This is a genomic window from Pseudaestuariivita atlantica (assembly GCF_001205715.1).
GTDB classification, from domain to species: Bacteria; Pseudomonadota; Alphaproteobacteria; order Rhodobacterales; family Rhodobacteraceae; genus Pseudaestuariivita; species Pseudaestuariivita atlantica.
In genome coordinates this window covers 108,493-134,605 of record NZ_AQQZ01000001.1, presented here as the reverse complement: position 1 = coordinate 134,605, position 26,113 = coordinate 108,493, and the positions used below count along the sequence as shown (strand labels likewise).

Genomic DNA, 26,113 nt, shown 5'->3' with positions numbered 1-26,113 from the left:
TCTGTAGGGCAAAGACGCACGTCTTGGAAGGGCCGCGGCACAGAATACTTTTGCATACGAAGCGGGTCCGGTGGCAGGGTGGTGCGGCGCGTCGTTCTGTGGTTCTTTCGGCCCGCGGAACGAGGGGAGCGCGCATGGCGCAGAAACTGGCATTCACGGCGTCGAGCGCGCCATCGGCGGTCGAGGCCTGCGACGCGCTGATCCGCGCCTACGGGCAGGCGGACGAGGCGGAGGCCGACGTGATCGTAGCGCTTGGCGGGGACGGGTTCATGCTGCAGACCCTGCACCGGACCGAGGGCCTGCCCGCGCCGGTCTATGGCATGAACCGCGGCACCGTGGGGTTCCTGATGAACGAGTTCGCCGACGACGACCTGCCCGAACGGCTGGCGGCGGCAGAAGAGGCGGTGATCAACCCGCTGCGCATGACGGCGACCACGGTCACGGGCGAGGTGCGCAAGGCGCTTGCGATCAACGAGGTGTCGCTCTTGCGGCAGGGACCACAGGCGTCGAAGCTGCGCATCCTCGTGGACGGCAAGCCGCGCATGGAAGAGCTGGTCTGCGACGGCGCGCTGGTGGCGACGCCCGCGGGATCGACGGCCTACAACTACTCGGCCCACGGGCCGATCCTGCCGATCGGGGCGGACGTGCTGGCGCTGACCGCGATGGCCGCCTTCCGCCCCCGGCGCTGGCGCGGGGCGCTGCTGCCCAAGACGGCGCGGGTGACGTTCGAGGTGTTGGGCGGCGACAAGCGCCCGGTCATGGCCGAGGCCGATGCCCGCTCGGTCCGCAACGTGGTGCGGGTGGACGTGGAAAGCGCGCCCGAGATCTCCCACCGGCTGCTGTTCGACCCCGGCCACGGGCTGGAAGAGCGCCTGATACGGGAACAGTTCGCCTGAACGCGCGGTCGGCTGGCGAGCAGCCGACCTACAGGGCCACGGCGTAGGTCGGCTGCGTGTCAGCCGACCCGTTTCAGCGGCGTGACCGGGTCGGACCAGTAGGGTTCGCCATCCGCGGGGCCGGGTGCAGGCTGGGTCAGCGTAGCGGGCACGCGGCCGAGGCGCAGGTCGCGGCGGTAGGAGCCGTGGGACCAGTCACCCGGACGGCGCACGAGGCCGTGGCGCACCGGGTTCGTCCAGCAGAGCGCGCGGTGGCGGGCGAGGTCATCGGCATCGCGGATCACGTGTTCCCAGAAACGCTGCTGCCAGAGCGGCGCCTCCCCCGGTGCAAGCGCCTGCGTCACGCGCGACTTGATGAGCCGCCAGCGCGTGGAAAAGTCGCTGTCGCCCTCCGGCAAGGTCCAGATCGCGTGCAGGTGATCGGGCAGGACGACGATGGCGTCGGTCGTGAAGGGCCGTTCCGCCCAGGTCTGCGCCCAGGCGCGCCGCAGCGCGCCAATCTCCCGCACGAGCAGGTCCGAGCCGCGCCGGTTCAGCGCGACGGTGAAGAAGTAGGTGCCCCCGGGCACGCGAAAGCGACGGTACTGCATGACCCGATCCTGCAGGCGAATCGGTAAACGGGCCGTAAACGCGACCGGGTCAGGGGGTCGGATGCGAGCATCCGACCTACGGGTGGTGCGGCGGGGTCGGATGCGAGCATCCGACCTACCGGGGGTGCGCTGGCGTCGGATGCGGGCATCCGACCTACGTCATTGCAGCACGGGTGTAGGTCGGGTGATCCTCACCCGACCTCGGCGTAACCCAGCTTTTGCAGGGCGTCGCGGATCTCGTCGAGGATCGCGGGATCGTCGATCGTGGCGGGCATCTTCCAGGGCTTGCCATCGGCGATGGCGACCATCGTGCCGCGCAGGATCTTGCCCGAGCGCGTCTTGGGCAGCCGGTCCACCACCACTGCCTGCTTGAAGGCCGCGACCGGGCCGATCTGGTCGCGCACGCGCGCGACACATTCCGCCACCACCTCTTCGGCGGCGCGGTTCACGCCGCTGTTGAGGCAGAGGAACCCGACGGGCACCTGCCCTTTCAGCGCGTCCCCGGCCCCGATCACGGCACATTCGGCGACGTCGCGGTGGCCGGCCAGCACTTCTTCCATCGCACCGGTGGACAGGCGGTGCCCCGCGACGTTGATGACGTCATCGGTGCGCGCCATGATGAAGACATAGCCGTCCTCGTCGACATACCCGGCATCGCCGGTCTCGTAGTAGCCGGGGAAGGTGTCGAGGTAGCTTTTGCGGAACCGGTCCTCGGCGTTCCAGAGCGTCGGCAGCGTGCCGGGTGGCAGGGGCAGTTTGACCGCCAGCGCGCCCAGTTCGCCCGCGGCGAGCGGTTCGCCCGCGTCGTTCAGCACCTGAACGTCATAGCCCGGCATCGGCACGGTCGGGGAGCCGAGTTTCACGGGCAGGGTTTCGATGCCCACCGGGTTGCCGACGATGGTCCAGCCTGTTTCCGTCTGCCACCAGTGGTCGATGATCGGCTTTTGCAGGTTGTCCTGCAGCCATTCGATCGTGTCCGGGTCGGCGCGTTCACCGGCGAGGAAGACGGTGCGCAGGGCCGACAGGTCGAACTCGCGGATCCAGTCGCCCTTTGGGTCCTCGCGCTTGGCGGCGCGCAGGGCGGTGGGGGCGGTGAAGAAGGCCGCGACCTTGTGCTTGGCCATGACGCGCCAGAAGGTGCCCGCGTCGGGCGTGCCGACGGGTTTGCCTTCGAACACAACGGTGGTGTTGCGGTGGATCAGCGGGGCGTAGCAGATATAGCTGTGACCCACGACCCAGCCCACGTCCGAGGCGGCCCAGAAGACCTCTCCGGGATCGACGCCGTAGATGTTCTTCATCGACCAGTTGAGCGCGACGAGGTGGCCCGCGGTGGGGCGCACGACGCCCTTGGGCGCGCCGGTCGTGCCGGAGGTATAGAGGATATAGGCAGGGTGGTTGCCTGCGACGGGCACGCACTCGGCGGGCGAGACGCCTTCTTGCGCCGCATGCCATTCGACATCGCGGCCCTCGACCAGCATGGCGGGCGACTGGTCGCGCTGGAAGATCACGCAGAAATCGGGCTTGTGCGCGGCGATCTCGATCGCCTCGTCCAGCAGCGGCTTGTAGGGCACGACGCGGTTCGGTTCGATCCCGCAGGAGCCCGCGATCACCGCCTTGGGCGTCGCGTCGTCGAGCCGCACCGCCAGTTCGTTGGCGGCGAACCCGCCGAAGACGACCGAGTGGATGGCGCCGATCCGGGCGCACGCGAGCATCGCCACCAGCGCCTCGGGCACCATGGGCATGTAGATCACGACCCGGTCGCCCACGCCCACGCCGCGCGCCGCCAGCGCCCCGGCAAGACGCGCGCACTGGTCCTGCAATTCGGCGAAGGTGGTGGTCGAGGACGCGCCCGTCACCGGGCTTTCGTAAAGGATCGCCGCCTGGTCGCCGTGGCCCGCGGCGACGTGGCGGTCGACGGCGTTCCAGCAGGTGTTCACCTGCGCGTCGGTGTACCATTCGTAAAGCGGCGCCGCGCTGTCATCGAGGGCGCGGGAGGGCGCGCGGTCCCAGTCGATGCCATCCGCGGCCTGCATCCAGAACGCTTCGGGATCCGCTTTCCAACCGGCATAGACCTCTTTGTATCCCATGGTGTGCGCTCCTTCATCCTTCGCGCGCCTTCGCTACCGCGCGCTTGACGGGGCGGCAAGGGGCTCAGCGCTAACGGCGCGCGTGTAAAAAGTTAAAGATACCTTAATAAGGTCAGATTTTCGCACCAAGCCCGCCCACTTCCCCGGCGATTGTTAGCGGTGACACCCGCAATCAACAGGGGGCATCGCCCATGGACTTGCATGTTGTGTTCCAGGTGGTTTTTGGCCACGCAGAGGATTGGTCGGACCCGGCGCGCCTCGACACCGAGCTTGCCTATCTCTCGGAAATCACCCTGCCCTCGCTTGCGGCGCAGACCCATTCCAACTTCCGCCTGCTGGTCCTGTGCGACGACGCGCATGACGAAGAGACCCGCAACCGCATCCGCCACGCGATCTGGGCGCGGCTGGACCGGCGCAAGGCGAAGGTGATCTTCCGCGGACAGGGCGACGCGGCGAAGTTTCTCACGAAATCGACGAACGGGCGCTGGGATGACCGGCCGTGGCGCGTGCAGATCGCGCTGGACCACGATTCCGCCGTGGCGAGCGATTACGTGGCCCGCATCCGGGCCACCGCCAAGACGCGCATCCGCAAGATGCGCGCGCCGGACGATTACCTGTTCCTGGCCTTCGGCACGCATTACTCACTGAATATCGGGGACGGCGATGCGCAGCTGTACGAGAAGCCGTCCCGCCGGGGCGATTCCGGGCTGGCGCTGCTGGCGCCGCACGGGCACGGGATGAGCCCGCAGAGCTTCCGCGGCCAGCCGATCAGCAACGAGCATCCGATCGACCTGATCGGCGGATCGAAGCCGTTCGTGCTGGCGCTGTTCTGCCCGCGCGCGATCAAGATCGCCCGCCCGGTGGAGACCGGACAGGACGACCGCGCGCTGCTCGACGCGGCCAAGCGGTTCGGCTGGCTGGGACGCGCGATCGACGCCCTGCCCGCGCAGCGCGTGCACTAACCGTAATGCGCCACCGGCGTGCCGGCGATGGCCGCCATGTTCAGCAGGCCGCGCGGCGTGATCGACGGCACGACGATATGCGCGCGGTTGCCCATCCCCATGAGGATGGGACCGACTTCGAGCCCGCCACCCTTCATCTTCAGGATGTTCCGCACGCCCGAGGCCGCGTCGGCATGGGCAAAGACCAGCGCGTTCGCCGTGCCGTCCATGCGGTTGTCGGGGAAGACCCGCGTCCGCAGTTCGGGGTCGAGCGCGCTGTCGATGTTCATCTCGCCTTCGTACATGAAGTCGCGCGGTTCGGAATCGAGCAGCGCGATCGCCTCGCGCAGGCGTTCGCCGGTATCTCCGGGCAGTGATCCGAACTGCGAATGGGCGCACAGCGCGATCTTGGGCGTCAGGCCGAAGCGGCGGACATGGCGCGCGGCGCCGATGCACATCTTGGCCAGTTGTGCGGGCGTCGGTTCGGTCCAGACGTTGGTATCGGCGATGAACAGCGGGCCGTCTTCGAGGATCATCATCGACAGCGCGCCATGCGGCGTCATCGGTTCGTCATCCTCGCGTTCGCCGCTGAGGATCTGTTCGATGTAGTTGAGGTGCCAGCGGTACTGCCCGAACGTGCCGCAGATCAGGCTGTCGGCCTCTTCGCGGTAGACCATCGTGGCCCCGATCACGGTGGTGTTGGTGCGCATGATCGCGCGGGCGAGGTCCGGCGTCACGCCGTGGCGGGCGCGCAGGCGGTGATAGGTTTCCCAGTAGTCGCGGTAGCGCGGGTCGTTTTCGGGGTTCACGATGGGGAAATCGGAACCGGGCCGGACCTTGAGCCCCAGCTTTTCGCAGCGATACTCGATAACCTCGGGGCGGCCGATCAGGATGGGCTGTTCGCTGGTCTCTTCGAGGATCGCCTGTGCCGCGCGCAGCACGCGCTCGTCCTCGCCCTCGGCAAAGACGATGCGGCGGGCGGCGGTGCGGGCGGCCTCGAACACCGGGCGCATGAGCAGTGCGGAGCGGTAGACCGACTGGTCGAGCCGGTCGCGGTAGGTGTCCATGTCCTCGATCGGGCGGGTGGCGACGCCGGTATCCATCGCGGCCTGCGCCACCGCCGAGGACACGGTCGAAATGAGCCGCGGATCGAAGGGTTTGGGGATCAGGTAATCGCGCCCGAAGGTCAGCTGTTCCCCGGCATAGGCCGCCGCGGCCTCGGGGCTGGTGGTGGCGCGCGCGAGCGCCGCCAGCCCGTCGATGCAGGCCAGTTTCATCGCGTCGTTGATCTGCGTCGCGCCCACGTCGAGCGCCCCCCGGAAGATGAAGGGGAAACACAGCACGTTATTGACCTGGTTGGGAAAATCGCTGCGGCCCGTGGCGATGATCGCGTCCGGCGCGACCTCGCGCGCGACGTCGGGCATGATTTCGGGGATCGGGTTGGCAAGGGCGAGGATGACCGGCTTGGAGGCCATCTTGCGCACCATCTCGGGCTTGAGCACGCCTCCGCCCGACAGGCCGAGAAACAGGTCCGCGCCGTCGATCACGTCGGCCAGTTCGCGCGGCCCGCCCGGCTGCGCGTAAGCCGCCTTTTGCGGCGTCATGTCGGTTTCGCGCCCTTCGTGCACGAGGCCCTGCAGGTCCACCAGCCAGACGTTTTCGCGCCGGACACCCAGTTTCACCAGCATGTCGAGGCAGGCGATGCCCGCCGCGCCACCGCCGGTCGACACGACCTTGATATCGGCAAAGTCCTTGCCCGCGATGCGCAGCGCGTTGGTTGCCGCCGCGCCCACGACGATGGCGGTGCCGTGCTGGTCGTCGTGGAAGACCGGGATGTTCATCCGCTCCTTGCAGAGCCGTTCGACGGTGAACGCCTCGGGCGCCTTTATGTCTTCGAGGTTGATCGCGCCGAAGGTGGGTTCGAGCGCGGCGATGATGTCGGCCAGCTTCTCGGGGTCGGATTCGTCCAGTTCGATGTCGAAACAGTCGATATTGGCGAATTTCTTGAAGAGGACCGCCTTGCCCTCCATCACCGGTTTCGAGGCCAGCGCGCCGATATTGCCCAGCCCCAGAACGGCGGAGCCATTGGTCACCACGCCGACGAGGTTGGCGCGGGAGGTGAAGCGCGCCGCGTCCGAGGGCGTGTCGCGGATTTCGAGGCAGGCCTCGGCCACGCCGGGGGAATAGGCCCGCGCGAGGTCGCGCCCGTTGGCCAGCGGCTTGGTCGCGCGCACTTCGAGTTTGCCGGGCTTGGGGTATTCGTGGTAGTCGAGCGCGGCTTGGCGGGCGGAATCTTTGGGCGTTTCGGTCACGGCGTCCTCGGAATAGTTTAACGTTAAACTATCTTGTTTTCTGGGATGCGCCAGACCCGTTTGCGCCATGACGCCACGCCCGAAGCAAGCCCGGAGCGTTCAGGTTCTTAACAAATCGGGAATCCCGTGGGAACATTGTTTGCGATCACATGCCGCGCCGGCGCGGTCACGGGCGCGCGGAACCATCAGATGCGGAGCACGCGATGCAGAACATTCGAGCGGAGGTTCTTCTTCCGACGCGGGATTTGCAGGGGGATACGGCGTTTTTCACCGACCGGCTGGGATTTCGCATGGACGAGGTCTTTCCCGCCGACGATCCGCGGGTCGCGGTCTTCTCGGGCTATGGCCTGCGGCTGCGGCTGGACCGGGGGCTGGAGGCCGCGCCGGGGGTTCTGCGGCTTCTGGGGGACGAGCCGGAGCTGATCGCGGACGGGGCGACGACGCTTGACGCGCCCGGCGGCACACGGGTGGAGATCGCGCCGCTGGCGCCGCCTGTGGTGATGCCGCCGGTCGAGCATGCCTTCGTAGTGCGGCGGCTGGTGGACGAGGCGCCGTGGGTCGTGGGACGCGCGGGCATGCAGTACCGCGACCTGATCCCCGACCGGCTGGGCGGGTCGATCATCGCCAGCCATATCCGCATCCCCGATGGCGGGCCGGTGCCGGACATGGTGCATTACCACTCGGTCGGGTTTCAGCTGATCTTCTGCATCCGGGGCTGGGTCGACCTTGTCTACGAGGACCAGGGCCCGCCCTTCCGGCTGCACGCGGGCAATTGCGTGATCCAGCCGCCCGAGATCCGGCACAGGGTGCTTTATGCGTCGGACAATATCGAGGTGATCGAGATCGGGGTCCCGGCCGAGCATATCACCACCATCGACCACCAGACGCCGCTGCCCACCGGAACCTTCGCCCCCGAAAGGCTGTTCGACGGCCAGCGCTTCGTGCATCACGAGGCCGACAAGGCCGAATGGCTGCCTGCGCGTTTGCCGGGCTTCGAGGCGCGGGATACCACGATTGCCGCCAATACCGGCGGCGTGGCGGATGTGCGCGTTCTGCGCCGCGCGCAGGGGGAAACGGGCTGGACGGCGCATGACGCCGACATCCATTTCAGTTTCGTGCTGAAGGGCGGGATGCGGCTGGCCGCGAAAGGCCACGAGGCGCGAGACCTGACGGCGGGCGACGCATTCGTCATCCCGCCGGGCCTTGTCACGCGGGTCGAGGCTCCCAGCGGCGACCTCGAACTGCTTGAGGTGGCGTTGCCGGGGCGGGTCACGACCCGGATCGAGGGCTGAGCCTAATCCTTGTTGGCCGCCTCGAGGTGGCGCAGGCGTTCGCGGGCCTGAGCCTCTGTCAGGCTGCGGCCATCGAAGGGTTCGCCGGCTTTCTCTGCCGCGTCGCGCAGGCGCGCGGCGGTGACTTCGGTGATCGGCGTGTCGGGGTCGACCGGGTCCATCGGGGTCCCGGCGCGCTGGCGCAGGAGGGCGGCGTCTTGGGTACTTTTGGTCACTGGATTTCTCCTCTAACCTGAGTGTCACTCACAAAACCACGCGGCCCCGCGTCCGGTTCCACCGGGGTCCGCGCGCCTGACAGGAGAACCCATGACGCACCCGCTTCATCCCGTTGCCACTGAGGTGCGCGACCGCGCCTATGCGCCCTATTCGGGTTTCAAGGTGGGGGCGGCGATCCGGGGCGCGTCGGGCGCGATCTATGCCGGGTGCAACGTCGAAAACGTGGCCTATCCCGAAGGCACCTGCGCCGAGGCGGGCGCGATCGCCGCGATGGTCGCCGCCGGGGAGACGCGGCTGACCGAGGTCTACGTGATCGCGGCCTCCCCCGCCCCCTGCCCGCCTTGCGGCGGCTGTCGGCAGAAGCTGGCGGAGTTCGGGACCGGCGACGTGCCCGTGACCATGGCCACGACCGACGGCAAGACCGAGACGCTGCGCCTGTCGGACCTGCTGCCGGGCGCGTTCGACGCGTCGCATATGGAATGATCCGGTGACGACCCGCGCGCTCCTTGCCGCCCTGCGGCGCCGCGAACCGCCCGATCCGCGGGCGCTGGAGGCTTTTGCCAAGGGCCTTGCCGACCGGTCGGTCAGTGACGCGCAGGCGGGGGCCTTTGCGATGGCGGTCTGCATGGGCGGGCTGGGGCCCGAGGGCCGCGTGGCCCTGACCCGCGCGATGCGCGACAGCGGGCGGTGCCTGCGATGGGCGCTGGATGGTCCGGTCCTCGACAAGCACTCGACCGGCGGGCTGGGCGATTGCGTGAGCCTTGTGCTGGCCCCGGCGCTGGCGGCCTGCGGGGCCTATGTGCCGATGATTTCGGGGCGCGGGCTGGGCCATACCGGTGGCACGCTCGACAAGCTGGAGGCGATCCCCGGCGTCAGTGTCGATCTGGACGAGGCGCGGTTCCGCGCGGTGGTGGACGAGGCGGGATGCGCCATCGTCGGCGCCTCGCCGGACATCGCGCCCGCCGACAAGCGGCTTTACGCGGTGCGCGACGTGACGGCGACGGTCGAAAGCCTTGACCTGATCACCGCGTCGATCCTGTCGAAGAAGCTGGCGGCGGGCCTCGACGGTCTGGTGCTGGACGTAAAGCTCGGGTCGGGCGCGTTCATGAAGACCGAAGACGACGCCCGTGCGCTGGCCGGGGCGCTGGTCGAGACGGCGAATGCCGCCGGCTGCCCGACGCAGGCGCTGATCACCGACATGTCGCAACCACTGGCGCCCGCCATGGGCAACGCGCTGGAGGTGCTGGCGGCGGTCGACGTGCTGGGCGGGCGCGCGGGCGGCGCGCTGCTGGACCTGTCCTGCGCCTTGGGCGGTGCGGTGCTGGCGGGGGCCGGTCTGGCCGACACGCCCGCGCTGGGGGCCGCGAAGATGCGCGAGGCGGTCGAAGGCGGCGCGGCGCTGGAGCGGTTCGGCCGCATGGTCGTGGCGCAGGGCGGGCCGATGGGGTTTGTCGATGCGCCCGCGCGCTACCTGCCCGAAGCGCCCGTCATCCGCGAGGTCCCGGCCCCGCGCGACGGCTGGATCACCGCGATGGCGGGCGAGGCGCTGGGGCTTGCCACCGTCGCGCTTGGCGCGGGCCGCGCGGTGGAAACCGATCGCGTCGATCCTGCCGTGGGCTTGGGCGACATCCTGCCCCTGGGCCACGAGGTGCGGCGCGGCCAGCCCCTGTGCCGCATCCATGCCGCGCGGGAAGCGCAGGCGGAGGAGGCGGCGGCGACGATCCGCGCCGCGATCAGCATCGGCGACGCCGCGCCGGACCTGCCGCCGCTGATCCACGGGCGGGTCGGTTGATGCCGCGCGCCTTCCTTGTCGTCATCGACTCAGTGGGCATCGGCGGCGCGCCGGACGCGGGCGCGTTCTTCAACGGCGAGGTGCCCGATATCGGCGCGAACACGCTGGCCCATATCGGCGACACCCTGCCCCTGCGCCTGCCGCATCTGGACGCGATGGGGCTGGGCGCTGCGGTGGAACTGGCATCTGGGCGCACAGCACCTGGTCTCGGCGCCACGCCCACGGGCCTGTGGGGCGCCGCGACCGAGGTGTCGAAGGGCAAGGACACCCCTTCGGGGCACTGGGAACTGGCGGGCCTGCCGGTGCCATTCGAGTGGCACTATTTCCCCGACACGGTCCCGTCTTTCCCGCCGGACGTGCGGGAGGCGGTGCAGCGGGCGGCGGGGACCGAAGGCATTCTGGGCGATTGCCATGCCTCGGGGACCGAGATCATCGCGCGGCTGGGGGGTGAACACCTGCGGACGGGCTGGCCGATCTGCTATACCTCGGCCGACAGCGTGTTCCAGATCGCCGCGCATGAGGAACATTTCGGCCTCGACCGGTTGCTGACGCTGTGTGCGGACATCGCCCCGTTGCTGCACGACATGCGCGTGGGCCGGGTGATCGCGCGGCCTTTCGTCGGGCGCGCGGGCGCGTTCACGCGGACGCAGAACCGGCGCGATTTCGCGCTGGCCCCGCCGCGCCCGGTGCTGACGCAATGGGTGCAGGCGGCGGGGCGCAGGGTGCGGGCAATCGGCAAGATCGGTGACATCTTTTCGATGCACGGGATTGACGAGGTGGTGAAGGGCACCGATGCGGCGCTGATGCGGCATCTGAACGAGGCGGTGGAAGAGATGCCCGATGGCTCTTTGACCTTTGCGAATTTCGTGGAGTTCGATTCGCTTTACGGCCATCGCCGCGACCCGGAAGGGTATGCGCGGCACCTGATGTGGTTCGATGCCTGCCTTGGCCGCCTGCTGCCGCGCCTCCGAGATGACGATTTGTTGCTGATCACCGCCGATCATGGCAATGACCCGACATGGGTGGGCACCGACCACACGCGCGAACGCGTGCCGGTGCTGGCACCCGGGCCTGCGCGCGCCGTGGGTCAGGTGGCCTTTGCCGATGTGGCGGCATCGGTTGCCGCACATCTGGGCGTGGCGAATGACGGGCCGGGACGGAGTTTCCTATGACACGCGATCCGCGCGACAAGGTCACCGATGACGAGATCGAGGAGATCGTGGCGCGGCCCAAGGTCGAATTGCACCTGCACCTCGAAGGTGCCGCGCCACCTGCCTTCATCCGCGGCCTTGGCCGGGAGAAGAAGATCGACATCTCGGGCATCTTCACGCCCGAGGGCGGCTATGCCTACCGCGATTTCGAGCATTTCCTGAGCGTCTATGACACCGCCTGCACGGTGCTGATAGGGCCGGAGGAGTTCCACCGGCTGGTTCACGCAGTGCTGGAGGAAAGCGCCGCAAACGGCGTCGTCTACAGCGAAACCTTCCTCAGCCCCGATTTCTGCGGTGGCTGCGATCTGGGGGCGTGGCGCGAGTACCTTGCCGCGATCCGCGAAGCCGCCGAGCAGGCCGAGACGCAGCACGGCATCACCCTGCGCGGCATCGTCACCTGCATCCGCCACCTCGGCCCCGAACAGGCCAAGAAGGCCGCGATCTGCGCGGCGGAAACCGCCGGCGACTGGCTGGTGGGGTTCGGCATGGGCGGGGCGGAAAACATGGGCGAACAGAAGGACTTTGCCTGGGCCTTTGACGCGGCACGCGAAGCGGGCTTGCGCCTGACGACCCATGCGGGCGAGTGGCGCGGGCCGGACGAGGTGCGCGCGGCGGTGCGCGACCTGGGCGTCGAACGGGTGGGCCATGGCGTGCGCGCCGCCGAGGACCCCGCGCTGGTCGAGGAACTGGCCGAGGCGGGCATCACGCTGGAATGCTGTCCGGGATCGAATGTTTTCCTTGGCGTCTACGACCGGCTGGAGGATCATCCCATCGACGAGTTGCGCCGTGCAGGCGTGAACGTGACGGTGTCAACGGACGATCCGCCCTTTTTCCACACGACGATGCGCCGCGAATACGCCGCGCTCGCCCGATGCTTCAACTGGGACGCGGATGTGTTTGATGCCGTGACCAAAACCGCTCTGGACGCGGCGTTCTGCGATACCGCGACGCGCGACCGGATCGCCAAACGACTGGACCTGACATGACCGAACACCTGACCGTCGTCGACCACCCGCTGATCCAGCACAAGCTGACGCTGATGCGGGAGAAGGAGACCTCGACCGCCGTGTTCCGGCAGTGCCTGCGCGAGATCAGCGCGCTTCTGGCCTACGAGATCACGCGCAACCTTGCCATGACCACCAAGCGGATCGAGACGCCCCTGTGCGAGATGGACGCCCCCGTGCTGGACGGCAAGAAGCTGGCGCTGGTGTCGATCCTGCGGGCGGGCAACGGGCTCTTGGACGGGATGCTCGACCTCGTGCCGTCGGCGCGCGTCGGCTTTGTTGGCCTTTACCGCGACGAGGAGACACTGACGCCGGTGGAATACTATTTCAAGGTGCCCGACGCGCTGGAGGACCGGCTGGTGATCGCCGTCGACCCGATGCTGGCGACGGGCAATTCCTCGGCCGCGGCGATCGACAAGCTGAAGGAGGCGGGCGCGAAGAATATCCGCTTCATGTGCCTTCTGGCCGCGCCCGAAGGCGTCGCGCGGATGAAGGAGGCGCACCCGGATGTGCCGATCGTGACCGCCGCGCTCGACAGTCACCTGAACGAGCTGGGCTATATCGTGCCGGGCCTAGGGGATGCGGGCGACCGCATGTTCGGCACAAAATAAGCGAAATCAGGCCTCTGCCGACGTTGCTTCGCGCATGGAATCACGGCATCCTCGCCGCACAAAAGCCTGGGGAGGCAAATGATGTCGGTAAAACGGGGCGTGGTGGCGGCGGCGGTGGTCGCCGCAATGGTGGCAGGCGGCGCGCTGGCGCAATCGCTGAACCGGGCGGATGAACCGGCAGAATTCCCGCCCGCCTCCTATACCGGCAAGCAATACGTGGACAGCAAGGGCTGCGTCTATATCCGCGCAGGGATCGACGGCAACACGACATGGGTGCCGCGGGTCAGCCGCTCGCGCCAGCATGTCTGCGGGCAGACGCCCTCGCTGAGCGGGGTGCAGGTGGCCGCGGCCCCCGCCCCGGCGCCCGAACCGTCCGTCACCGTCATCACGATCGAACCCACGCCCGAGATCCCGGTCATCGCCCCGGCACCCAAGCTCGCGCCGCGCGTCGTGGCCAAGCCCAGACCCAAGCCCGCGCCCAAGCCGCAACCGGTGCGCGTGGCCAAGGCGGCGCCTCGGGTCGCGGCACCGAAACCGGTGTTGGTGCGGCCGACCATGAAGACCCCGGTCGTGGTGATGCCCGCCGGCAAAGGCCCCTGCCCCGAGCGCAGCACGGTGTCGCAGACGTACATGTCGACCAAGACCGGCTTGTTCGTGCGCTGCGGGCCGCAACCCGGCGGTCACGGCGCGGCGGCCCCCAGCGGCCCCATCGTGGTACCGCAGCAAAAGCTGACTTATGGCACGCAGGTCCCGGCGGCGACGGCGCAGATCAAGGCGCCGAACCAGATCGGCATCAAGTCCAAGCGCCACGCCAAGAAGCTTGGCCTCGCCCCGGCCCCGTCGGTGCACCCGCAGGCGCTGGTCATTCCCAAGCATGTCTATGCCGAGAACGTGGCCGAGCAGCAGCACACCGTGAAGGTGCCGCATGGCTATCGCCCCGCATGGGACGACGACCGCCTGAACCCCCGCCGCGCCTACGGCACGCTGGCGGGCAAGGCGCAGATGGACCTTGCATGGACGCGCACGGTCCCGCGCAAGCTGATCGACCGCAAGACCGGCCGCGACGTGACCGCCGATTTCCCCACGCTCTACTATCCCTTCACCAGCCAGGCCCAGCTTGACGCGGCGCGTCTGGCCAAGGCGCAGGGCAAGAAGGTGAAGGTCCGGGTGGAATATGCCGACACGCCCCGCGTCTCGACCAAGAGCGCGCCGCAGGTGGTGAAGACCAAGCGCCGGGTGCAGCCCGCCGCGGCGGTGCAGGCGCCGAAGGTGGCGCGCGCCGCCTCGCACCGCTTCGTGCAGGTCGGCACCTATGGCAACCCCGCCAATGCCCGCGCCGCAACCCGGCGGTTGCAGGGGATGGGGCTGCCGGTGAAGATCGGCCTGATGACCCGCAAGGGCCGGAAGCTGGAGGTCGTCCTCGCCGGGCCGTTCCGCACGCAGGACCAGTTGAACGCCGCGCTCGCCGCCGCCCGGCGCGCCGGGTTCGGCGACGCGTTCTTCAGGAGGTGAGCCGCGCCGCCCAGGCCCGCGCAGCCCGGTCGATCAGCGCGAGAGCCCCGTCATAGTCGCCGGTGAAATACGGGTCGGGCACGGGCTGGCCCGCGTCGGGCGCGGGCAGCGCATCGGTCATGGCCTGCACGGGCGTTGTATTGCCCGGCGGGCGCAACGCCTCGACATCGCGGGTATTGTCGGCATCCATGGTCAGGATCAGGTCGAACCGGTCGAAATCGGCGGGCGTGACCTGGCGCGCGCGCAGCGCCGACAGGTCGAGCCCCCGCGCGGCGGCTGCGCGTTGCATCGGCGGGTAAGGCGGGCGGCCGACGTGCCAGTCACCGGTGCCCGCGCTGTCGATCACGGCCTCGGGCAGGTGCGCACGCAGCGCGGCTTCGGCGGTGGGAGAGCGGCAGATATTGCCAAGGCAGACGGTCAGGATTTGCATGGGGCAAGGGTGACAGGCAGGAGGGGCGGATGCAACGGATCGTGGTTCTGACGGGCGCGGGCGTGTCGGCGGAAAGCGGGTTGAGCACCTTTCGCGGCGGCGGCGGATTGTGGGACGATCACCGGGTCGAGGACGTGGCCACGCCCGAAGCCTTCGCCCGCGATCCCGCGCTGGTGCACCGGTTCTACAACGAGCGCCGCCGCAAGGCAGGCGCGGCGCGTCCCAACGCGGCGCATCACGCGCTGGCCGAACTGGCCGCGCGGGACGACATCCACCTGACGCTGGTCACCCAGAACGTCGACGGGCTGCACGAGGCGGCGGGCGCGCGGGACGTGATCCACATGCACGGCGCACTGGCGGACGCGCTCTGCGCCGCCTGCGGTCACCGCTGGCCCGCGCCGAAGGTCATGGCTGCGGAAGACCCCTGCCCCGACTGCGCCATGCGCGCGACCCGCCCCGACATCGTCTGGTTCGGAGAAATCCCCTATCACATGGAACGGATCGCGGAGGCGCTGGAACGGGCCGACATCTTTGCCTCGATCGGGACGTCGGGGCGGGTCTATCCCGCCGCCGGGTTCGTCGATCATGCCGCCGCGCGCGGGGTGACCTGCCACGGGTTCAATCTTGACGCGGACGAGATCGGCCCCGTCTTTGACCACCACCATGTCGGCCCCGCGACGCAAACGGTGCCCGCCTGGGTCGCGACCCTGACGTCCTGACGCCCGACGCCCCTTGCGCCCCGCCCACCATACCCTAGGCTGCGCGGGAACGGGCAAGCGGGGAGACCGGAATGGCGCGGGCGCAGATCGGGGTATACGGGTTGGGCACGATGGGCAGCGCGCTGGCGCTGAACATGGCCGAACAGGGCATCGAGGTGGCGGTCACCAACCGGGAGACCTCGTGGATCGCCGATTTCGTGGCCGAGGCCAAGGACCTCGCCGGAAACCTGCATCCGCATGAACGGCTGGAGGATTTCATCGCCGACCTGGCGACGCCACGGGTAATCCTGTTCATGATCCCGTCGGGCAAGCCGATGGACATGATGCTGGATCAGGTGATCCCTTTGTTGGAGCCGGGCGATACGGTGATCGACGGCGGCAATGCCGATTTCCACCTGACGCGGGCGCGGTCAGAGCGGCTGGCCGAACATGACCTGCACTTCGTCGGCATGGGCGTGTCGGGCGGCGAACAGGGCGCGCGGCACGGGCCGTCGATGATGGTGGGCGGGTCGGAGCATTCGTGGGCACAGCTGAAACCTATCCTCACCCGCATCGCCGCGCGGTTCGAGGACGACCCCTGCGTCGACCGCATGGGCCCCGACGGCGCGGGGCATTTCGTCAAGACCGTGCATAACGGTATCGAATATGCCGACATGCAGATGATCGCCGAACTCTACGGCCTGATGCGCCATGGCGGCGGCAGAATCCCGGCGGAGATCGGCAAGGTGTTCACCCGATGGAACGACGGCCCGCTGCAATCCTACCTCGTGGAGATCACGGGCGAGGTGCTGGGATACGACGATCCCGAGACCGGCGCGCCGATGATCGAAATGATCCTCGACGCGGCGGGCCAGAAGGGCACCGGCCGCTGGACGGTGATCGAGGCGGTGCGGCTTGGCCAGTCGGCCTCGGCCATCGAGGCGGCGGTGAGCGGGCGGGCGTGGTCGTCGGAGGTGGACACCCGTGCCGAGGTCGAAGCCGCGATGGGCGGCGCGCGGGAGGCGTTCGATCCGGGCGAGGGCGCGCTGGCGCAGGCCTTCCTGTGCGCCCGCGCGCTGGGATACGCGCAGGGGTTCCGCATCCTCGAAGCGGCGTCGCAGGAATACGACTGGGCGCTCGACCATGCGCGCATCGCCGAGATCTGGCGCGCGGGCTGCATCATCCGGTCAGCCCTGCTGGACGACATATCGGACGCCTTCCGCGCGGGTCCGCCGCGGGGCGAGCTGATCCTTGCGCCGCGCTTCACGCGCCTCTTGGCAGACACCCTGCCCGCCCTGCGCCGCGTGGTGAGCGGCGCGATGGCGGCGGGGCACGCGGTGCCCGCGCTGGCGGGCGCGCTGAGTTTCATCGACACGATGCGCCAGTCGCGCGGGACGGCGGCGGTGATCCAGGCGCAGCGGGACCGGTTCGGGTATCACGGGTTCAAACGCGTCGACCGCGACGGCGATCATCACGGACCGTGGTGGGACTGAGGCGCCAAAATTTCTCTGCGAAAATTTTGGGGGGTGGAGAATTTTCTTGCGAAAATTCTCCGTCGCTAGCTGCGGCGTTTGGCGCGCAGGGTGGGGTCGGCCTGCGTCGGGTCCTCGGGCCAGGGGTGCTTGGGGTAGCGCCCGCGCATGTCCTTGCGCACGTCCGCATAGGACCCGGCCCAGAACCCCGGAATGTCGAGCGTGGTCTGGATGGGCTTTTGTCCCGGCGACAAAAGCGTCACGCGCAGGGGGCGCCCCGCGACCGTTGGGTGGCGGGTCTGGCCGAACATTTCCTGCAGTCGCAGCGTGATTTCCGGCGGGTCGGAGGCGTAGTCGATGGGGATCTTGCGCCCGAGCGGCGTGGTGAAGGCCGGTGGCGCGGCGCGGTCGAGCGTCTGCACTTCCTCCCATGACAGCATCGCGCGCAGGGCGTCGTGCAGGTCGAAGGCGCGCCAGTCGGCAGCGGTGCGGATGCCCGTCAGGTAGGGCAGAAGCCAGTCCGCGCGCGTCTCCATCAGCGCGGCGTCGGACATGTCGGGGAACCCCTCCATCAGCGCGACGCGGGCGCGAAGGCGTTCGGCGGCGGGCGAAAAGGTGAAACCGAGGTCGGCCACCCCGTCGAGCATCGCGCGCGCCACGCGGTCGGGCGGCGCATCGCGCCAGATGCGGTCGTCAAGCGTGATGGCGCCCAGCCGCTCCTGCCGGCGCGCGGTGACCCGGCGGTCGCGACGGGACCATGCGCAGACCTCTTCCCACGCGATGCCGTCCGCCACCTCGCGCAGTTCGCGGTCGGTGATCTGCAGGGCGGCGCGGATGCGGGCCTCGCGCGGCTGGCCGTCGGTGTCGGTCACCACGAGGAACGGCGCGGCAGACAGCGGATCGCCGTCGGGCAGGACCGCGCCCTTGCCGCCCGACATCACGTAACGCGGCGCGTCGCCCGCGCGGCGCTGCGCGATGCGGTCGGGGTAGGCGAGCGCGGCCATCTGCGCGGGCGTCAGGCGGGGCCGGTCGCGGGGGGCGAGGCGGCGCAGGCGGCGCTCTTCCTCGCGCAGGCGCGCGACGGCGCCCCGGTCGACGCCGAAGGGACGCTCGGCGGCAAAGCGTTTGGGATCGCGCAGCGCGTCGAGGCGCAGGGACAGGTCAACCGGCGCGCCGGTGAGGATGTCGCGCGCCTCCATCAGCGCGGCGAGGGGCGCGGCATCGGGGTCCGCCTGTTGCAGCATGTGCGCAAGGCGCGGGTGCAGCGGCATCGGGGCCAGCGCCGCGCCGTGATCGGTGATCCGGCCCGCCGCATCGAGCGCCCCGAGGTCGCGCAAGAGCGCCTGCGCCTCGGCCAGCGCGCCGTCAGGCGGGGGCGTGAGGAAGGGCAGCGCGTCGGCGGACGCGCCCCATTGCGCGAGGTCGAGCGCGAGGGAGGTGAGGTCGGCGGCCTCGATCTCGGCCGGGGGATGGGCGCGCAGGGCGCCTTCCTCCCCCTTGGTCCAGAGGCGGTAGGCCACGCCCGGAGCCACGCGCCCGGCGCGGCCCGCGCGCTGCGTGGCCTCGGCGCGGGTAACCTTCTCGGTCACCAGCCGCGTCATGCCCGATCCGGGATCGAACCGCGCGCGGCGGGCGCGGCCCGCGTCGATCACGACGCGCACGTCCTCGATGGTGAGCGAGGTTTCGGCGATGGCGGTGGACAGGACCACCTTGCGCCCCGCCTCCACGGGCCGGATCGCGGCGCGCTGATCGGCGAAGGGCATGGCGCCGTAAAGCGGGCGTACCGAGATGCCATCGCCCAACGCGCCGAGGCGGCCGGCGACGCGGCGGATCTCCCCCTCCCCCGGCAGGAAGACGAGCACGCCGCCCTTGGTCTCGGACAGGGCCGTCCTGACCTGCGTAGCGACCGCGTCTTCGAACCGTGCCTTGCCCAGCGGGCGGTCGGCCCAGCGGATGTCGACTGGGAAGCTGCGCCCTTCGGAGCGGATGACCGGCGCCTGCATCAACTCGGCCACCGGTCCGGCATCGAGGGTCGCGGACATCGCGATCAGCACGAGGTCGTCGCGCAGCGCGCCCGCGACTTCGAGGCAGAGCGCGAGGCCCAGATCGGCGTTGAGCGAGCGTTCGTGGAATTCGTCGAAGATCACCGCGCCGACGCCCGCAAGCTCGGGGTCGGTTTGCAGGCGGCGGGTCAGGATACCTTCGGTCACCACCTCGATCAGGGTGGCGTCCGACACCTTCACGTCGCCGCGCATGGCGTAACCGACGGTCTGGCCCACGGGTTCACCCAGCGTTTCGGCCATGCGTTCGGCGGCGGCGCGGGCAGCAAGGCGGCGGGGTTCGAGCATCACGATCCGGCCCGCGATCACGCCCGCCTGCATCAGCGCCAGCGGCACGCGCGTGGTCTTGCCCGCGCCCGGCGGCGCTTCGAGCACCGCGCGCCCGTGGTCGCGCACCGCCGCGACGAGGTCGGGCAGCGCCGCGTCGATCGGCAGCGCGTCAGCGGCGCACAAGGATCACGCGGCCCTGCGGCAAGTCGAGGTTGATCCGGCTGGTCTGCATCAGCCCGCCCCGGACGGGCGCGTATTCGATCACGAAGTTGACGATGTCGAACACCTCCAGCTCTTCGTCGGAAAAGCCCTTTTCGCGGAAGAGATTGCCGTTGCAGGTGATCGACGGGCCGCGCGGCGCGGGTTCGAGCGTGCGCAGGCGCAGGATGCGCGCCCCGTCGAACATCCGCAGGTCGAGGTTGCAGGCCGCTTCGGGCAGGCGCGATTGCATCAGCTGCCAGAGCACGGTGGCCGGATCTGCGAGGCCGGTGCCCGCCTCGGGCATCAGCCAGTGCGGCGCGGCTTCGCCCCGGCGCGCGACCGACGGCGGGCCATCGGCCTCCGGATAGGTGATCGTCACGCCGGTCTTCCCATCTGCATCCGTCCGCTTTTCGGTATATTTCACCGGCACATAGGCCGCGTCGACCAGCTGGCCCTGCACCTTGGCCTCGACCGTGAAGGGCATGTCGCCCTTTATCTTCAGGCGCAGTTCGGCGGAGTATTTCGCACCCTTCTCGCGCCCCTGCACGCGCAGGTCGCCCTGCTTCTGGCCCTGCAGGTAGACGTCGAAACGCGCCTTTTCCGAAGCGGCCTCGGCCCCCGTGCCCAGAAGGATCAGCGTCATCAGCGCCACAAGTAACGATTTCATCGGCGACCCCCGTCTGGACATGTCGCGTCCGAGAAAGCAAAAACCATCCACCCGGTCAACCAGCCACCCCGGAGCCCTGATGGACGTCACCGCCCTCGCCCGCGATCTGCGCACCGGCAACCGCCGGGCGCTGGCCCGCGCCATCACGCTGGTCGAAAGCACGCGCGCCGATCATCGCGCGGCGGCGGTCGACCTGCTTGAGGCCGTCCGCGACGACGGGCGGGAGGCCTTGCGCATCGGGCTGTCGGGCACGCCGGGGGTCGGCAAGTCGACCTTCATCGAAAGTTTCGGGATGATGCTGACGGCGCGCGGCCTGCGGGTTGCGGTGCTGGCGGTCGATCCGTCCTCGGCCCGGTCAGGCGGGTCGATTCTGGGCGACAAGACGCGCATGGACCGGCTGTCGCGCGATCCCGGCGCCTTCATCCGCCCGTCGCCGTCGGGCGCGCAACTGGGCGGCGTGGCGAGCCGCACGCGGGAGGCCGCGCGGCTGTGCGAGGCGGCGGGGTTCGACGTGATCCTGATCGAGACGGTGGGCGTCGGCCAGTCAGAGACCGCCGTGGCGTGGATGACCGATCTGTTCGTGCTGCTGCTGGCACCCGCCGGCGGGGACGAGTTGCAGGGCGTGAAGCGCGGCATCATGGAGATGGCAGACCTGATCCTCGTCAACAAGGCCGATGGCGACCTGAAACCGGCGGCGATGCGGACCTGCGCCGATTACGCGGGCGCGCTGCGCCTGTTGCGGCGCCGCGACTATGACCCGCCCGATTTTCCGAAGGCGATGACCGTGTCGGCGCTGGAGGAGAACGGGCTGGAAGATGCCTGGGGCGAGATGCAGACGCTGGATGCGTGGCGGCGCGAGGAAGGGCATCGCGCCTCCCGCCGGGCCGAGCAGGCGCAGCACTGGTTCGAGGAGGACGTGCGCCGCGCGCTTCTGGCGAAGCTGGCCACGCCCGAGGCGCAGGAGGAGATGGCGGGCCTTGGCACGGACGTCGCCGGCGGGCGGCTGACCTCGGCCGAGGCCGCGCGCCGAATGCTGGCCGCACTTGAGGGGCAGGCGTGACGCTGGAGCCCGAGATCCTGTTTGACGGCGCGCATCTGCGCGTCACGGTCTTCAATCCCGGCCAGCGCAAGCTTTTCACCTCGTTCCGGCAGCGCGTCCCCGACCCCTCGGTCTGGGTCGAGGCCGAGCCGGTGCGCAGTTTCACCGACCGCAATTACACCCACCTGCACATCCAGTCGCGCGCCAATGACTGGTACATCAACGAGGACACCACGGCGATGGAGGCGGCGATCGCCGATTTCACCGCCCCGTTCCGGAAGTCGGTGGTGATGGGCTTTTCGATGGGCGGCTACGGCGCGCTGCGCTTCGCGCGGTGCTTGCGGCTGACGGACGGGATGTACGTGTCGGCCTCGTCCATCCCGCCCTTCCATGCCGAGTTCGATCACCGCTACCAGCCCGACGCGCCGGCGTGGAAGCGGGAGCTGTCATTGCTGGAAACGCACGGGTTGCCGGGGCTGAAGGGCATTTACCTGTACGATCCGTTCCGGCGGCGGGATCTGTTGCATTCGCGGCAGCTGGCGGTGCTGCAACCGCAGGTCGCGCAGGCGCGGCTGAACGGCGGCGGGCATCCGGCGACGCAGGTCATCAACGGGGCGCGCAATTTCTCGAACCTTCAGAAGTGGTTGCGGCGCGGTGGCCTGACGCGGGAGGCGGTGACGGGGCTGCACCGCGCCTCGCGCCGGATCGCGCCGGTCTACTGGCGGCATATCGCGGAAGTGGCCGCGCGGCATGGCCGGGTCGAGTTCGCCGAGGCCGCGCAGGACCAGTTCGAGGTGCTGACTGCGTTGAAGGACGCGATGTAGCGGTATCGGCGGGCCGCGGTACGTCGATCCAGTGTTCAGGCTGTGCGATTTATGGCTGCCACGTCCGCAAGCCATGCAAGCGGTGCGCCGAGACCAGCCAGATCGACGTGCCGGGGGGCGGCCCGTCGATGGCGCGGCGGCTTCGCCTTGATTCCGCGCCGATGCCCCACAAATCCCGCCTGCGCCCCCTTGACCCGCCCCCGCCTTTCGGCATATCCCGCGCAGACGAAATTCCCGGGTGCCGCGCGCACCCGTTTACGTTTGGCCCACCCGCTGCCGGGCCGCACCGAGAAACGAGGACGAAACCCATGTCGCGCCGCTGCGAACTGACGGGCAAAGGCCCGATGACTGGCAACAATGTCAGCCACGCCAACAACAAGACCAAACGCCGGTTTCTGCCGAACCTGAACGACACCACCCTGCATTCCGAGACGCTGGGTCGTCCGGTGAAGCTGCGCATCTCGGCGGCGGCCCTGCGGTCGGTCGATCACCGTGGCGGTCTGGACGCCTACCTTCTGAAAGCGAAAGACGCCGAGCTGTCGGACAACGCGCTGAAGGTGAAGAAAGCGATCATCAAGGCGCAAGCCTCGGCCTGAGCCGACGCCATCGCCTGAACGAAAGCGCCCCGCCCTCACCGGCGGGGCGTTTCGCGTTTGCGTGACCCGGTGTCGCGGGCGGTTGGCCTCGACGCGCGACCGGCGTACACCCACGCCCATGCGCCGGTTTTCATCCCTCCTCTGCGTTCTGTCGCTTGCCCTGTCGATGGCGGGCATGGCCCCGCCTGCGGGCGCGGCGGATCATGGCGGGATGGCACGGGCCATGCCCACAGGCGACGCCCAAGTCCGGCTTGATGCAAACGGCACATCCCCAGACCCCGCGACGCATTGCCCGCTCTGCGTGCTGCCCGCTCTCATCGCCGGGGCGCAGGGCGTGCCGGTCGCGCCGCTGGCCCAGCGGAGGCCGGCCATCAGGCCGGATGACGCGCCCCTTCTGACCGTTGCGGCCCGTGAGCCGCCACGCGCCCGCGCGCCGCCGGCCTGATCTTCGATCCACCCGTCCTGCATCCTGATCGGAGACCTTCCATGCTGTCCCTCACCCTGCGCGCTACCGCGCTGTCCATTGCCTGCCTTCTCACACCAGCCCTTGCCGGAGAGGGGCAAGAAGCCACCGCCGCCCCGCTGGCCACGACCGAGAGCGGATTGATCCTGAGAGACGGCTTTGCGCGCGCCGCAACGCCCGCAGCAAAGGCCGGGGCGGCCTTTGTCGTGATCGAGAACCCGACCGACATGCCCGACCGCCTGCTTGCGGCCAGCACCGATGCCGCGAAGCGGGTGGAGTTGCACACCCATTCCATGACCGACAGCGGCGTGATGCGGATGCTGCACCTGCCCGAGGGGTTCGAGATACCGGCAGGCGGCCAACTGGTGCTGGAGCGCGGCGGGCATCACGTGATGATGATGGGCCTCACGCGCGGTCTGGCCGATGGCGACGCGGTCGAGGTGACCTTCACCTTCGAACGGGCCGGACCCGTCACCGTGACCCTGCCCGTCGACCTGCAGCGCGGCGCGCACGGGGGCTGAGCGCCCCCCGCCCTGCGCAGCATGGCCTAGAGGCCGAGGCAGTGGCGCATGATCGCCTTCTGCGCGTGCAGCCGGTTTTCGGCCTCGTCGAAGATCACCGATTGCGGGCCGTCCATCACTTCGGACGTGGCCTCTTCGTTCCGGTGCGCGGGCAGGCAGTGCATGAAGAGCGCCTGCGGGCCCGCCGCCTCCATCACGTGACGGTCGACCTGGTAGGGGCGCAGGAGGTTGTGGCGGCGTTCGCGCGCGGTCTGGGACTGGTGCATGGAAATCCACGTGTCGGTCACGACGAGGTCCGCGCCTTCGACTGCCGGGATCAGGTCGCGCTTGATCTCGACCTTCACGCCTTTGTCCCGGGCATAGCCTACGAAGTCGGGTTCGGGATCAAGCACTTCGGGACCGACGAAGGTCATGTCGAACCCGAACTGTCCGGCGGCGTGCAGGAAGGACGCGCAGACGTTGTTGCCGTCGCCCGACCACACGACGCGTTTGCCCGCGATGGGGCCGCGGTGCTCTTCGAACGTCATCACGTCGGCCATGATCTGGCAGGGATGGGTGCGGTCGGTGAGGCCGTTGATGACGGGCACGTCGGCATATTCGGCCATCTCGGTCAGGACGGTTTCGTCGAAGGTGCGGATCATGATCAGGTCGACATAGCGCGACAGCACGCGGGCGGTGTCGGCGATGGTCTCGCCATGGCCCAGTTGCATGTCGGCCCCCGACAGCACCATCGTCTGCCCGCCCATCTGGCGCACGCCCACGTCGAAGCTGATGCGCGTGCGGGTCGAGGGTTTTTCGAAGATCAGCGCCACCATGCGCCCGTCGAGCGGCAGGTCGTCGTCCGCCGCTCCACGGGGCCTGCCCGCGCGTGCGTCCTTCATGGTGCGGGCGTGGTCGATGATGTGGCGCAGGTCGGCGGCGTCGGTTTTGTGGATGTCGAGGAAATGGGGCATCGGTCAGGGCTTTCCGGCAGGCGGAGGAACCGGGGATTTCACACCCCCGGACCCCCGTGCCATATTTTTCAAGAGAAGAAGCGGCTCATGCAGGGGTGAGGATTGCGGAAGCGGCGCGGTCGAGCCGCTTGAGAGCCTCGGAGATGTCCTCGTCCGTCAGTGTCAGGGGCGGCAGCAGGCGCACCACGTTGTCGGCGGCGGGCACGGTGATGACATCGGCGTCATAGCCCGCAGCGACCACGTCGGTATTGGGCAGCTTGCATTTCAGGCCGAGCATCAGGCCCGAGCCGCGCACGCTGTCGAAAACGTCCGGGTGCGCCGCCACGAGGCCTTCGAGTTTCTGGCGCAGCGCGCCCGCGCGGCGGTTCACGTCGGCGAGGAAATCGGGCTCACCGACGATGTCGAGGACCGCCTTGCCCACGGCACAGCCGAGGGGGTTGCCGCCATAGGTGGAGCCGTGGGTGCCGAGCGTCATGCCGGAGGCGGCCGTTTCGGTGGCGAGGACCGCCCCGAGGGGGAAGCCGCCGCCGATCCCCTTGGCGACCATCATGATGTCGGGCGCGACGCCGGCCCATTCATGGGCGAAGAGCTTGCCCGTCCGGCCCATGCCGCATTGCACCTCGTCGAAGATGAGGAGCAGGCCGTGTGCGTCGCACATCTCGCGCAGGCCCTTGAGGCACTGGTCGGGGACGGGGCGGATGCCACCTTCTCCCTGGATCGGTTCGATCAGGATGGCCGCTGTGTGATCGGTGATCGCGGCCTTCAGCGCGTCGTGATCGCCAAACGGCAGGTGCACGAAGCCGGGAAGGAGCGGGCCGAAGCCCCTGGTCATCTTTTCCGACCCGGCGGCGGCGATGCCCGCAGAGGAGCGGCCGTGGAAGGAGCCGTCGAAGGTGATGATCTCCACCCGGTCGGGCTGCCCGGCATCGTGGAAGTGCTTGCGCGCCATCTTGACGGCCAGTTCGCAGGCCTCTGTCCCGGAATTGGTGAAGAAGACCGTGTCGGCAAAGGTCTGCGCGACCAGTGCGTCGGCGAGCGCCTGTTGCTGGGGGATCTGGTAGAGGTTCGACAGGTGCCAGACCTTCTGCGCCTGATCGGTCAGCGCCGCCACGAGCGCCGGATGCGCGTGACCCAGCGCGTTCACGGCGATGCCCGCGCCGAGGTCCAGCAAGCGTCGCCCATCCTCCGTCTCCAGCCATGCGCCGGAGCCCGACACGAAGGTCAGGGGCGCGCGGGAATAGGTGGGCAGAAGCGACGGGATCATGGGTCTGGTCCTTCGGTGTTGGAAGTCCGCACTGTGCAGACGCACACGGACGGGTCAAGTTTGAATGGTGGATGGATGACGGACGGAAAGACGCCGCCCGGAAAACGGGCGGTGGAGGCGCATCAGGCGCGTCGTCGGAAGGTCTGTGCCGTGGTCATGGGGCGACAGGTGCCGCAAAAGGGGCGCGCTTG

The 26,113-nt window shown here is 69.1% G+C and carries 25 protein-coding genes; 16 read left to right on the top strand and 9 right to left on the bottom strand.

Annotated elements, in window-relative coordinates; all coding sequences use genetic code 11:
• The first annotated feature begins 134 nt into the window (after positions 1 to 134).
• Positions 135 to 896 (top strand): NAD kinase, encoded by a 762-nt coding sequence (locus ATO11_RS00605; RefSeq protein WP_050528899.1) that lies wholly within the window; start codon positions 135 to 137, stop codon positions 894 to 896.
• 59 nt (positions 897 to 955) lie between these two features.
• On the opposite strand, the gene ATO11_RS00600 is transcribed toward ATO11_RS00605, so the two are convergent.
• Both ATO11_RS00600 and ATO11_RS00595 read right to left on the bottom strand, forming a co-directional pair.
• Positions 956 to 1,486 (bottom strand): REP-associated tyrosine transposase, encoded by a 531-nt coding sequence (locus ATO11_RS00600; RefSeq protein ID WP_082176072.1) that lies wholly within the window; start codon positions 1,484 to 1,486, stop codon positions 956 to 958.
• A gap of 191 nt (positions 1,487 to 1,677) precedes the next feature.
• A complete protein-coding gene (locus ATO11_RS00595) occupies positions 1,678 to 3,573 on the bottom strand; it encodes an AMP-binding protein (protein ID WP_050528898.1) in 1,896 nt (631 codons plus the stop codon).
• A gap of 191 nt (positions 3,574 to 3,764) precedes the next feature.
• On the opposite strand from ATO11_RS00595, the gene ATO11_RS00590 reads away from it, so the two are divergent.
• Positions 3,765 to 4,535: a glycosyltransferase gene (locus ATO11_RS00590; RefSeq protein ID WP_050528897.1), complete on the top strand. Its 771-nt coding sequence runs from the start codon at positions 3,765 to 3,767 to the stop codon at positions 4,533 to 4,535.
• On the opposite strand, the gene ATO11_RS00585 is transcribed toward ATO11_RS00590, so the two are convergent.
• Positions 4,532 to 6,826: an NADP-dependent malic enzyme gene (locus ATO11_RS00585; protein ID WP_050528896.1), complete on the bottom strand. Its 2,295-nt coding sequence runs from the start codon at positions 6,824 to 6,826 to the stop codon at positions 4,532 to 4,534. The genes ATO11_RS00590 and ATO11_RS00585 overlap by 4 nt on opposite strands.
• A gap of 203 nt (positions 6,827 to 7,029) precedes the next feature.
• On the opposite strand from ATO11_RS00585, the gene ATO11_RS00580 reads away from it, so the two are divergent.
• On the top strand, positions 7,030 to 8,118 hold the full coding sequence (locus ATO11_RS00580; protein ID WP_050529384.1) for a cupin domain-containing protein: 1,089 nt from the start codon (positions 7,030 to 7,032) through the stop codon (positions 8,116 to 8,118).
• Positions 8,119 to 8,120: 2 nt separating this feature from the next.
• Here the strand turns inward: ATO11_RS00580 and ATO11_RS00575 are convergent, their stop codons facing one another.
• Positions 8,121 to 8,333 carry a hypothetical protein gene (locus tag ATO11_RS00575; RefSeq protein WP_050528895.1) on the bottom strand — a complete coding sequence of 71 codons (213 nt, stop codon included), beginning with the start codon at positions 8,331 to 8,333 and terminating at the stop codon, positions 8,121 to 8,123.
• 91 nt (positions 8,334 to 8,424) lie between these two features.
• On the opposite strand from ATO11_RS00575, the gene ATO11_RS00570 reads away from it, so the two are divergent.
• The 6 genes from ATO11_RS00570 to ATO11_RS00545 all read left to right on the top strand — a co-directional run bounded on the left by ATO11_RS00570 (position 8,425) and on the right by ATO11_RS00545 (position 14,464).
• A complete protein-coding gene (locus ATO11_RS00570; RefSeq protein WP_050528894.1) occupies positions 8,425 to 8,817 on the top strand; it encodes a cytidine deaminase in 393 nt (130 codons plus the stop codon).
• A gap of 4 nt (positions 8,818 to 8,821) precedes the next feature.
• Positions 8,822 to 10,126, top strand: a complete 1,305-nt coding sequence (locus tag ATO11_RS00565) for a thymidine phosphorylase (RefSeq protein ID WP_050528893.1) — start codon at positions 8,822 to 8,824, stop codon at positions 10,124 to 10,126.
• Complete coding sequence (locus ATO11_RS00560; RefSeq protein ID WP_050528892.1) at positions 10,126 to 11,298, top strand: phosphopentomutase; 1,173 nt, start codon at positions 10,126 to 10,128, stop codon at positions 11,296 to 11,298. The genes ATO11_RS00565 and ATO11_RS00560 overlap by 1 nt, the downstream gene beginning before the upstream one ends.
• Positions 11,299 to 11,345: 47 nt before the next feature.
• Entirely contained in the window at positions 11,346 to 12,323 is a 978-nt protein-coding gene (locus ATO11_RS00555; RefSeq protein ID WP_050529383.1) for an adenosine deaminase, read from the top strand.
• Positions 12,320 to 12,952, top strand: coding sequence for a uracil phosphoribosyltransferase (gene upp / locus ATO11_RS00550; protein ID WP_050528891.1), 633 nt, complete (start codon positions 12,320 to 12,322; stop codon positions 12,950 to 12,952). The genes ATO11_RS00555 and upp overlap by 4 nt, the downstream gene beginning before the upstream one ends.
• Before the next feature lie 81 nt (positions 12,953 to 13,033).
• Complete coding sequence (locus ATO11_RS00545) at positions 13,034 to 14,464, top strand: SPOR domain-containing protein (RefSeq protein ID WP_134643046.1); 1,431 nt, start codon at positions 13,034 to 13,036, stop codon at positions 14,462 to 14,464.
• Here ATO11_RS00545 and ATO11_RS00540 read toward each other — a convergent pair.
• The gene (locus tag ATO11_RS00540) at positions 14,454 to 14,894 is read right to left on the bottom strand and encodes a low molecular weight protein-tyrosine-phosphatase (RefSeq protein ID WP_050528889.1); all 441 of its coding nucleotides are present in this window, start codon (positions 14,892 to 14,894) and stop codon (positions 14,454 to 14,456) included. The two genes, ATO11_RS00545 and ATO11_RS00540, sit on opposite strands and share 11 nt — an antisense overlap.
• 29 nt (positions 14,895 to 14,923) lie before the next feature.
• On the opposite strand from ATO11_RS00540, the gene ATO11_RS00535 reads away from it, so the two are divergent.
• Together ATO11_RS00535 and gndA are read left to right on the top strand one after the other, a co-directional pair.
• Positions 14,924 to 15,613: a Sir2 family NAD-dependent protein deacetylase gene (locus ATO11_RS00535; protein ID WP_050528888.1), complete on the top strand. Its 690-nt coding sequence runs from the start codon at positions 14,924 to 14,926 to the stop codon at positions 15,611 to 15,613.
• A gap of 71 nt (positions 15,614 to 15,684) precedes the next feature.
• Positions 15,685 to 17,085 carry an NADP-dependent phosphogluconate dehydrogenase gene (gene gndA / locus ATO11_RS00530; protein ID WP_050528887.1) on the top strand — a complete coding sequence of 467 codons (1,401 nt, stop codon included), beginning with the start codon at positions 15,685 to 15,687 and terminating at the stop codon, positions 17,083 to 17,085.
• A gap of 65 nt (positions 17,086 to 17,150) precedes the next feature.
• Here the strand turns inward: gndA and hrpB are convergent, their stop codons facing one another.
• Entirely contained in the window at positions 17,151 to 19,577 is a 2,427-nt protein-coding gene (hrpB, locus tag ATO11_RS00525; protein ID WP_242601318.1) for an ATP-dependent helicase HrpB, read from the bottom strand.
• Positions 19,564 to 20,262 carry a DUF3108 domain-containing protein gene (locus ATO11_RS00520; protein ID WP_165586906.1) on the bottom strand — a complete coding sequence of 233 codons (699 nt, stop codon included), beginning with the start codon at positions 20,260 to 20,262 and terminating at the stop codon, positions 19,564 to 19,566. The genes hrpB and ATO11_RS00520 overlap by 14 nt, the downstream gene beginning before the upstream one ends.
• A 79-nt stretch (positions 20,263 to 20,341) precedes the next feature.
• Here ATO11_RS00520 and meaB point away from each other — a divergent pair, with 79 nt between their 5' ends.
• The 5 genes from meaB (at position 20,342) to ATO11_RS00495 (ending at position 23,705) form a co-directional block, all read left to right on the top strand.
• Positions 20,342 to 21,322 (top strand): methylmalonyl Co-A mutase-associated GTPase MeaB, encoded by a 981-nt coding sequence (gene meaB, locus ATO11_RS00515; protein WP_050528885.1) that lies wholly within the window; start codon positions 20,342 to 20,344, stop codon positions 21,320 to 21,322.
• Positions 21,319 to 22,125, top strand: a complete 807-nt coding sequence (locus ATO11_RS00510; protein ID WP_050528884.1) for an alpha/beta hydrolase — start codon at positions 21,319 to 21,321, stop codon at positions 22,123 to 22,125. The genes meaB and ATO11_RS00510 overlap by 4 nt, the downstream gene beginning before the upstream one ends.
• Before the next feature lie 308 nt (positions 22,126 to 22,433).
• Complete coding sequence (gene rpmB / locus ATO11_RS00505; RefSeq protein WP_050528883.1) at positions 22,434 to 22,721, top strand: 50S ribosomal protein L28; 288 nt, start codon at positions 22,434 to 22,436, stop codon at positions 22,719 to 22,721.
• A gap of 118 nt (positions 22,722 to 22,839) precedes the next feature.
• Positions 22,840 to 23,166 (top strand): DUF2946 family protein, encoded by a 327-nt coding sequence (locus ATO11_RS00500; RefSeq protein WP_134643045.1) that lies wholly within the window; start codon positions 22,840 to 22,842, stop codon positions 23,164 to 23,166.
• A 41-nt stretch (positions 23,167 to 23,207) separates the two neighbouring features.
• Positions 23,208 to 23,705 carry a copper chaperone PCu(A)C gene (locus ATO11_RS00495; protein ID WP_050528881.1) on the top strand — a complete coding sequence of 166 codons (498 nt, stop codon included), beginning with the start codon at positions 23,208 to 23,210 and terminating at the stop codon, positions 23,703 to 23,705.
• Between the two features lie 26 nt (positions 23,706 to 23,731).
• Here the strand turns inward: ATO11_RS00495 and argF are convergent, their stop codons facing one another.
• Positions 23,732 to 24,658, bottom strand: a complete 927-nt coding sequence (gene argF / locus ATO11_RS00490; protein ID WP_050528880.1) for an ornithine carbamoyltransferase — start codon at positions 24,656 to 24,658, stop codon at positions 23,732 to 23,734.
• A gap of 85 nt (positions 24,659 to 24,743) precedes the next feature.
• Positions 24,744 to 25,922: an aspartate aminotransferase family protein gene (locus ATO11_RS00485; RefSeq protein ID WP_050528879.1), complete on the bottom strand. Its 1,179-nt coding sequence runs from the start codon at positions 25,920 to 25,922 to the stop codon at positions 24,744 to 24,746.
• Between the last annotated feature and the right edge of the window lie 191 nt (positions 25,923 to 26,113).

Bases quoted from the DNA above. Each gene is read 5' to 3' on its own strand.
- ATO11_RS00520 (WP_165586906.1), bottom strand. From the start codon at position 20,262: ATGAAATCGTTACTTGTGGCGCTGATGACGCTGATCCTTCTGGGCACG.
- ATO11_RS00580 (WP_050529384.1), top strand. From the start codon at position 7,030: ATGCAGAACATTCGAGCGGAGGTTCTTCTTCCGACGCGGGATTTGCAG.
- ATO11_RS00595 (WP_050528898.1), bottom strand. From the start codon at position 3,573: ATGGGATACAAAGAGGTCTATGCCGGTTGGAAAGCGGATCCCGAAGCG.
- ATO11_RS00485 (WP_050528879.1), bottom strand. From the start codon at position 25,922: ATGATCCCGTCGCTTCTGCCCACCTATTCCCGCGCGCCCCTGACCTTC.
- argF (WP_050528880.1), bottom strand. From the start codon at position 24,658: ATGCCCCATTTCCTCGACATCCACAAAACCGACGCCGCCGACCTGCGC.
- upp (WP_050528891.1), top strand. From the start codon at position 12,320: ATGACCGAACACCTGACCGTCGTCGACCACCCGCTGATCCAGCACAAG.
- ATO11_RS00545 (WP_134643046.1), top strand. From the start codon at position 13,034: ATGTCGGTAAAACGGGGCGTGGTGGCGGCGGCGGTGGTCGCCGCAATG.
- ATO11_RS00570 (WP_050528894.1), top strand. From the start codon at position 8,425: ATGACGCACCCGCTTCATCCCGTTGCCACTGAGGTGCGCGACCGCGCC.
- meaB (WP_050528885.1), top strand. From the start codon at position 20,342: ATGGACGTCACCGCCCTCGCCCGCGATCTGCGCACCGGCAACCGCCGG.
- rpmB (WP_050528883.1), top strand. From the start codon at position 22,434: ATGTCGCGCCGCTGCGAACTGACGGGCAAAGGCCCGATGACTGGCAAC.
- ATO11_RS00535 (WP_050528888.1), top strand. From the start codon at position 14,924: ATGCAACGGATCGTGGTTCTGACGGGCGCGGGCGTGTCGGCGGAAAGC.
- ATO11_RS00560 (WP_050528892.1), top strand. From the start codon at position 10,126: ATGCCGCGCGCCTTCCTTGTCGTCATCGACTCAGTGGGCATCGGCGGC.
- ATO11_RS00540 (WP_050528889.1), bottom strand. From the start codon at position 14,894: ATGCAAATCCTGACCGTCTGCCTTGGCAATATCTGCCGCTCTCCCACC.
- ATO11_RS00600 (WP_082176072.1), bottom strand. From the start codon at position 1,486: ATGCAGTACCGTCGCTTTCGCGTGCCCGGGGGCACCTACTTCTTCACC.
- gndA (WP_050528887.1), top strand. From the start codon at position 15,685: ATGGCGCGGGCGCAGATCGGGGTATACGGGTTGGGCACGATGGGCAGC.
- ATO11_RS00495 (WP_050528881.1), top strand. From the start codon at position 23,208: ATGCTGTCCCTCACCCTGCGCGCTACCGCGCTGTCCATTGCCTGCCTT.
- ATO11_RS00605 (WP_050528899.1), top strand. From the start codon at position 135: ATGGCGCAGAAACTGGCATTCACGGCGTCGAGCGCGCCATCGGCGGTC.
- ATO11_RS00590 (WP_050528897.1), top strand. From the start codon at position 3,765: ATGGACTTGCATGTTGTGTTCCAGGTGGTTTTTGGCCACGCAGAGGAT.
- ATO11_RS00500 (WP_134643045.1), top strand. From the start codon at position 22,840: ATGCGCCGGTTTTCATCCCTCCTCTGCGTTCTGTCGCTTGCCCTGTCG.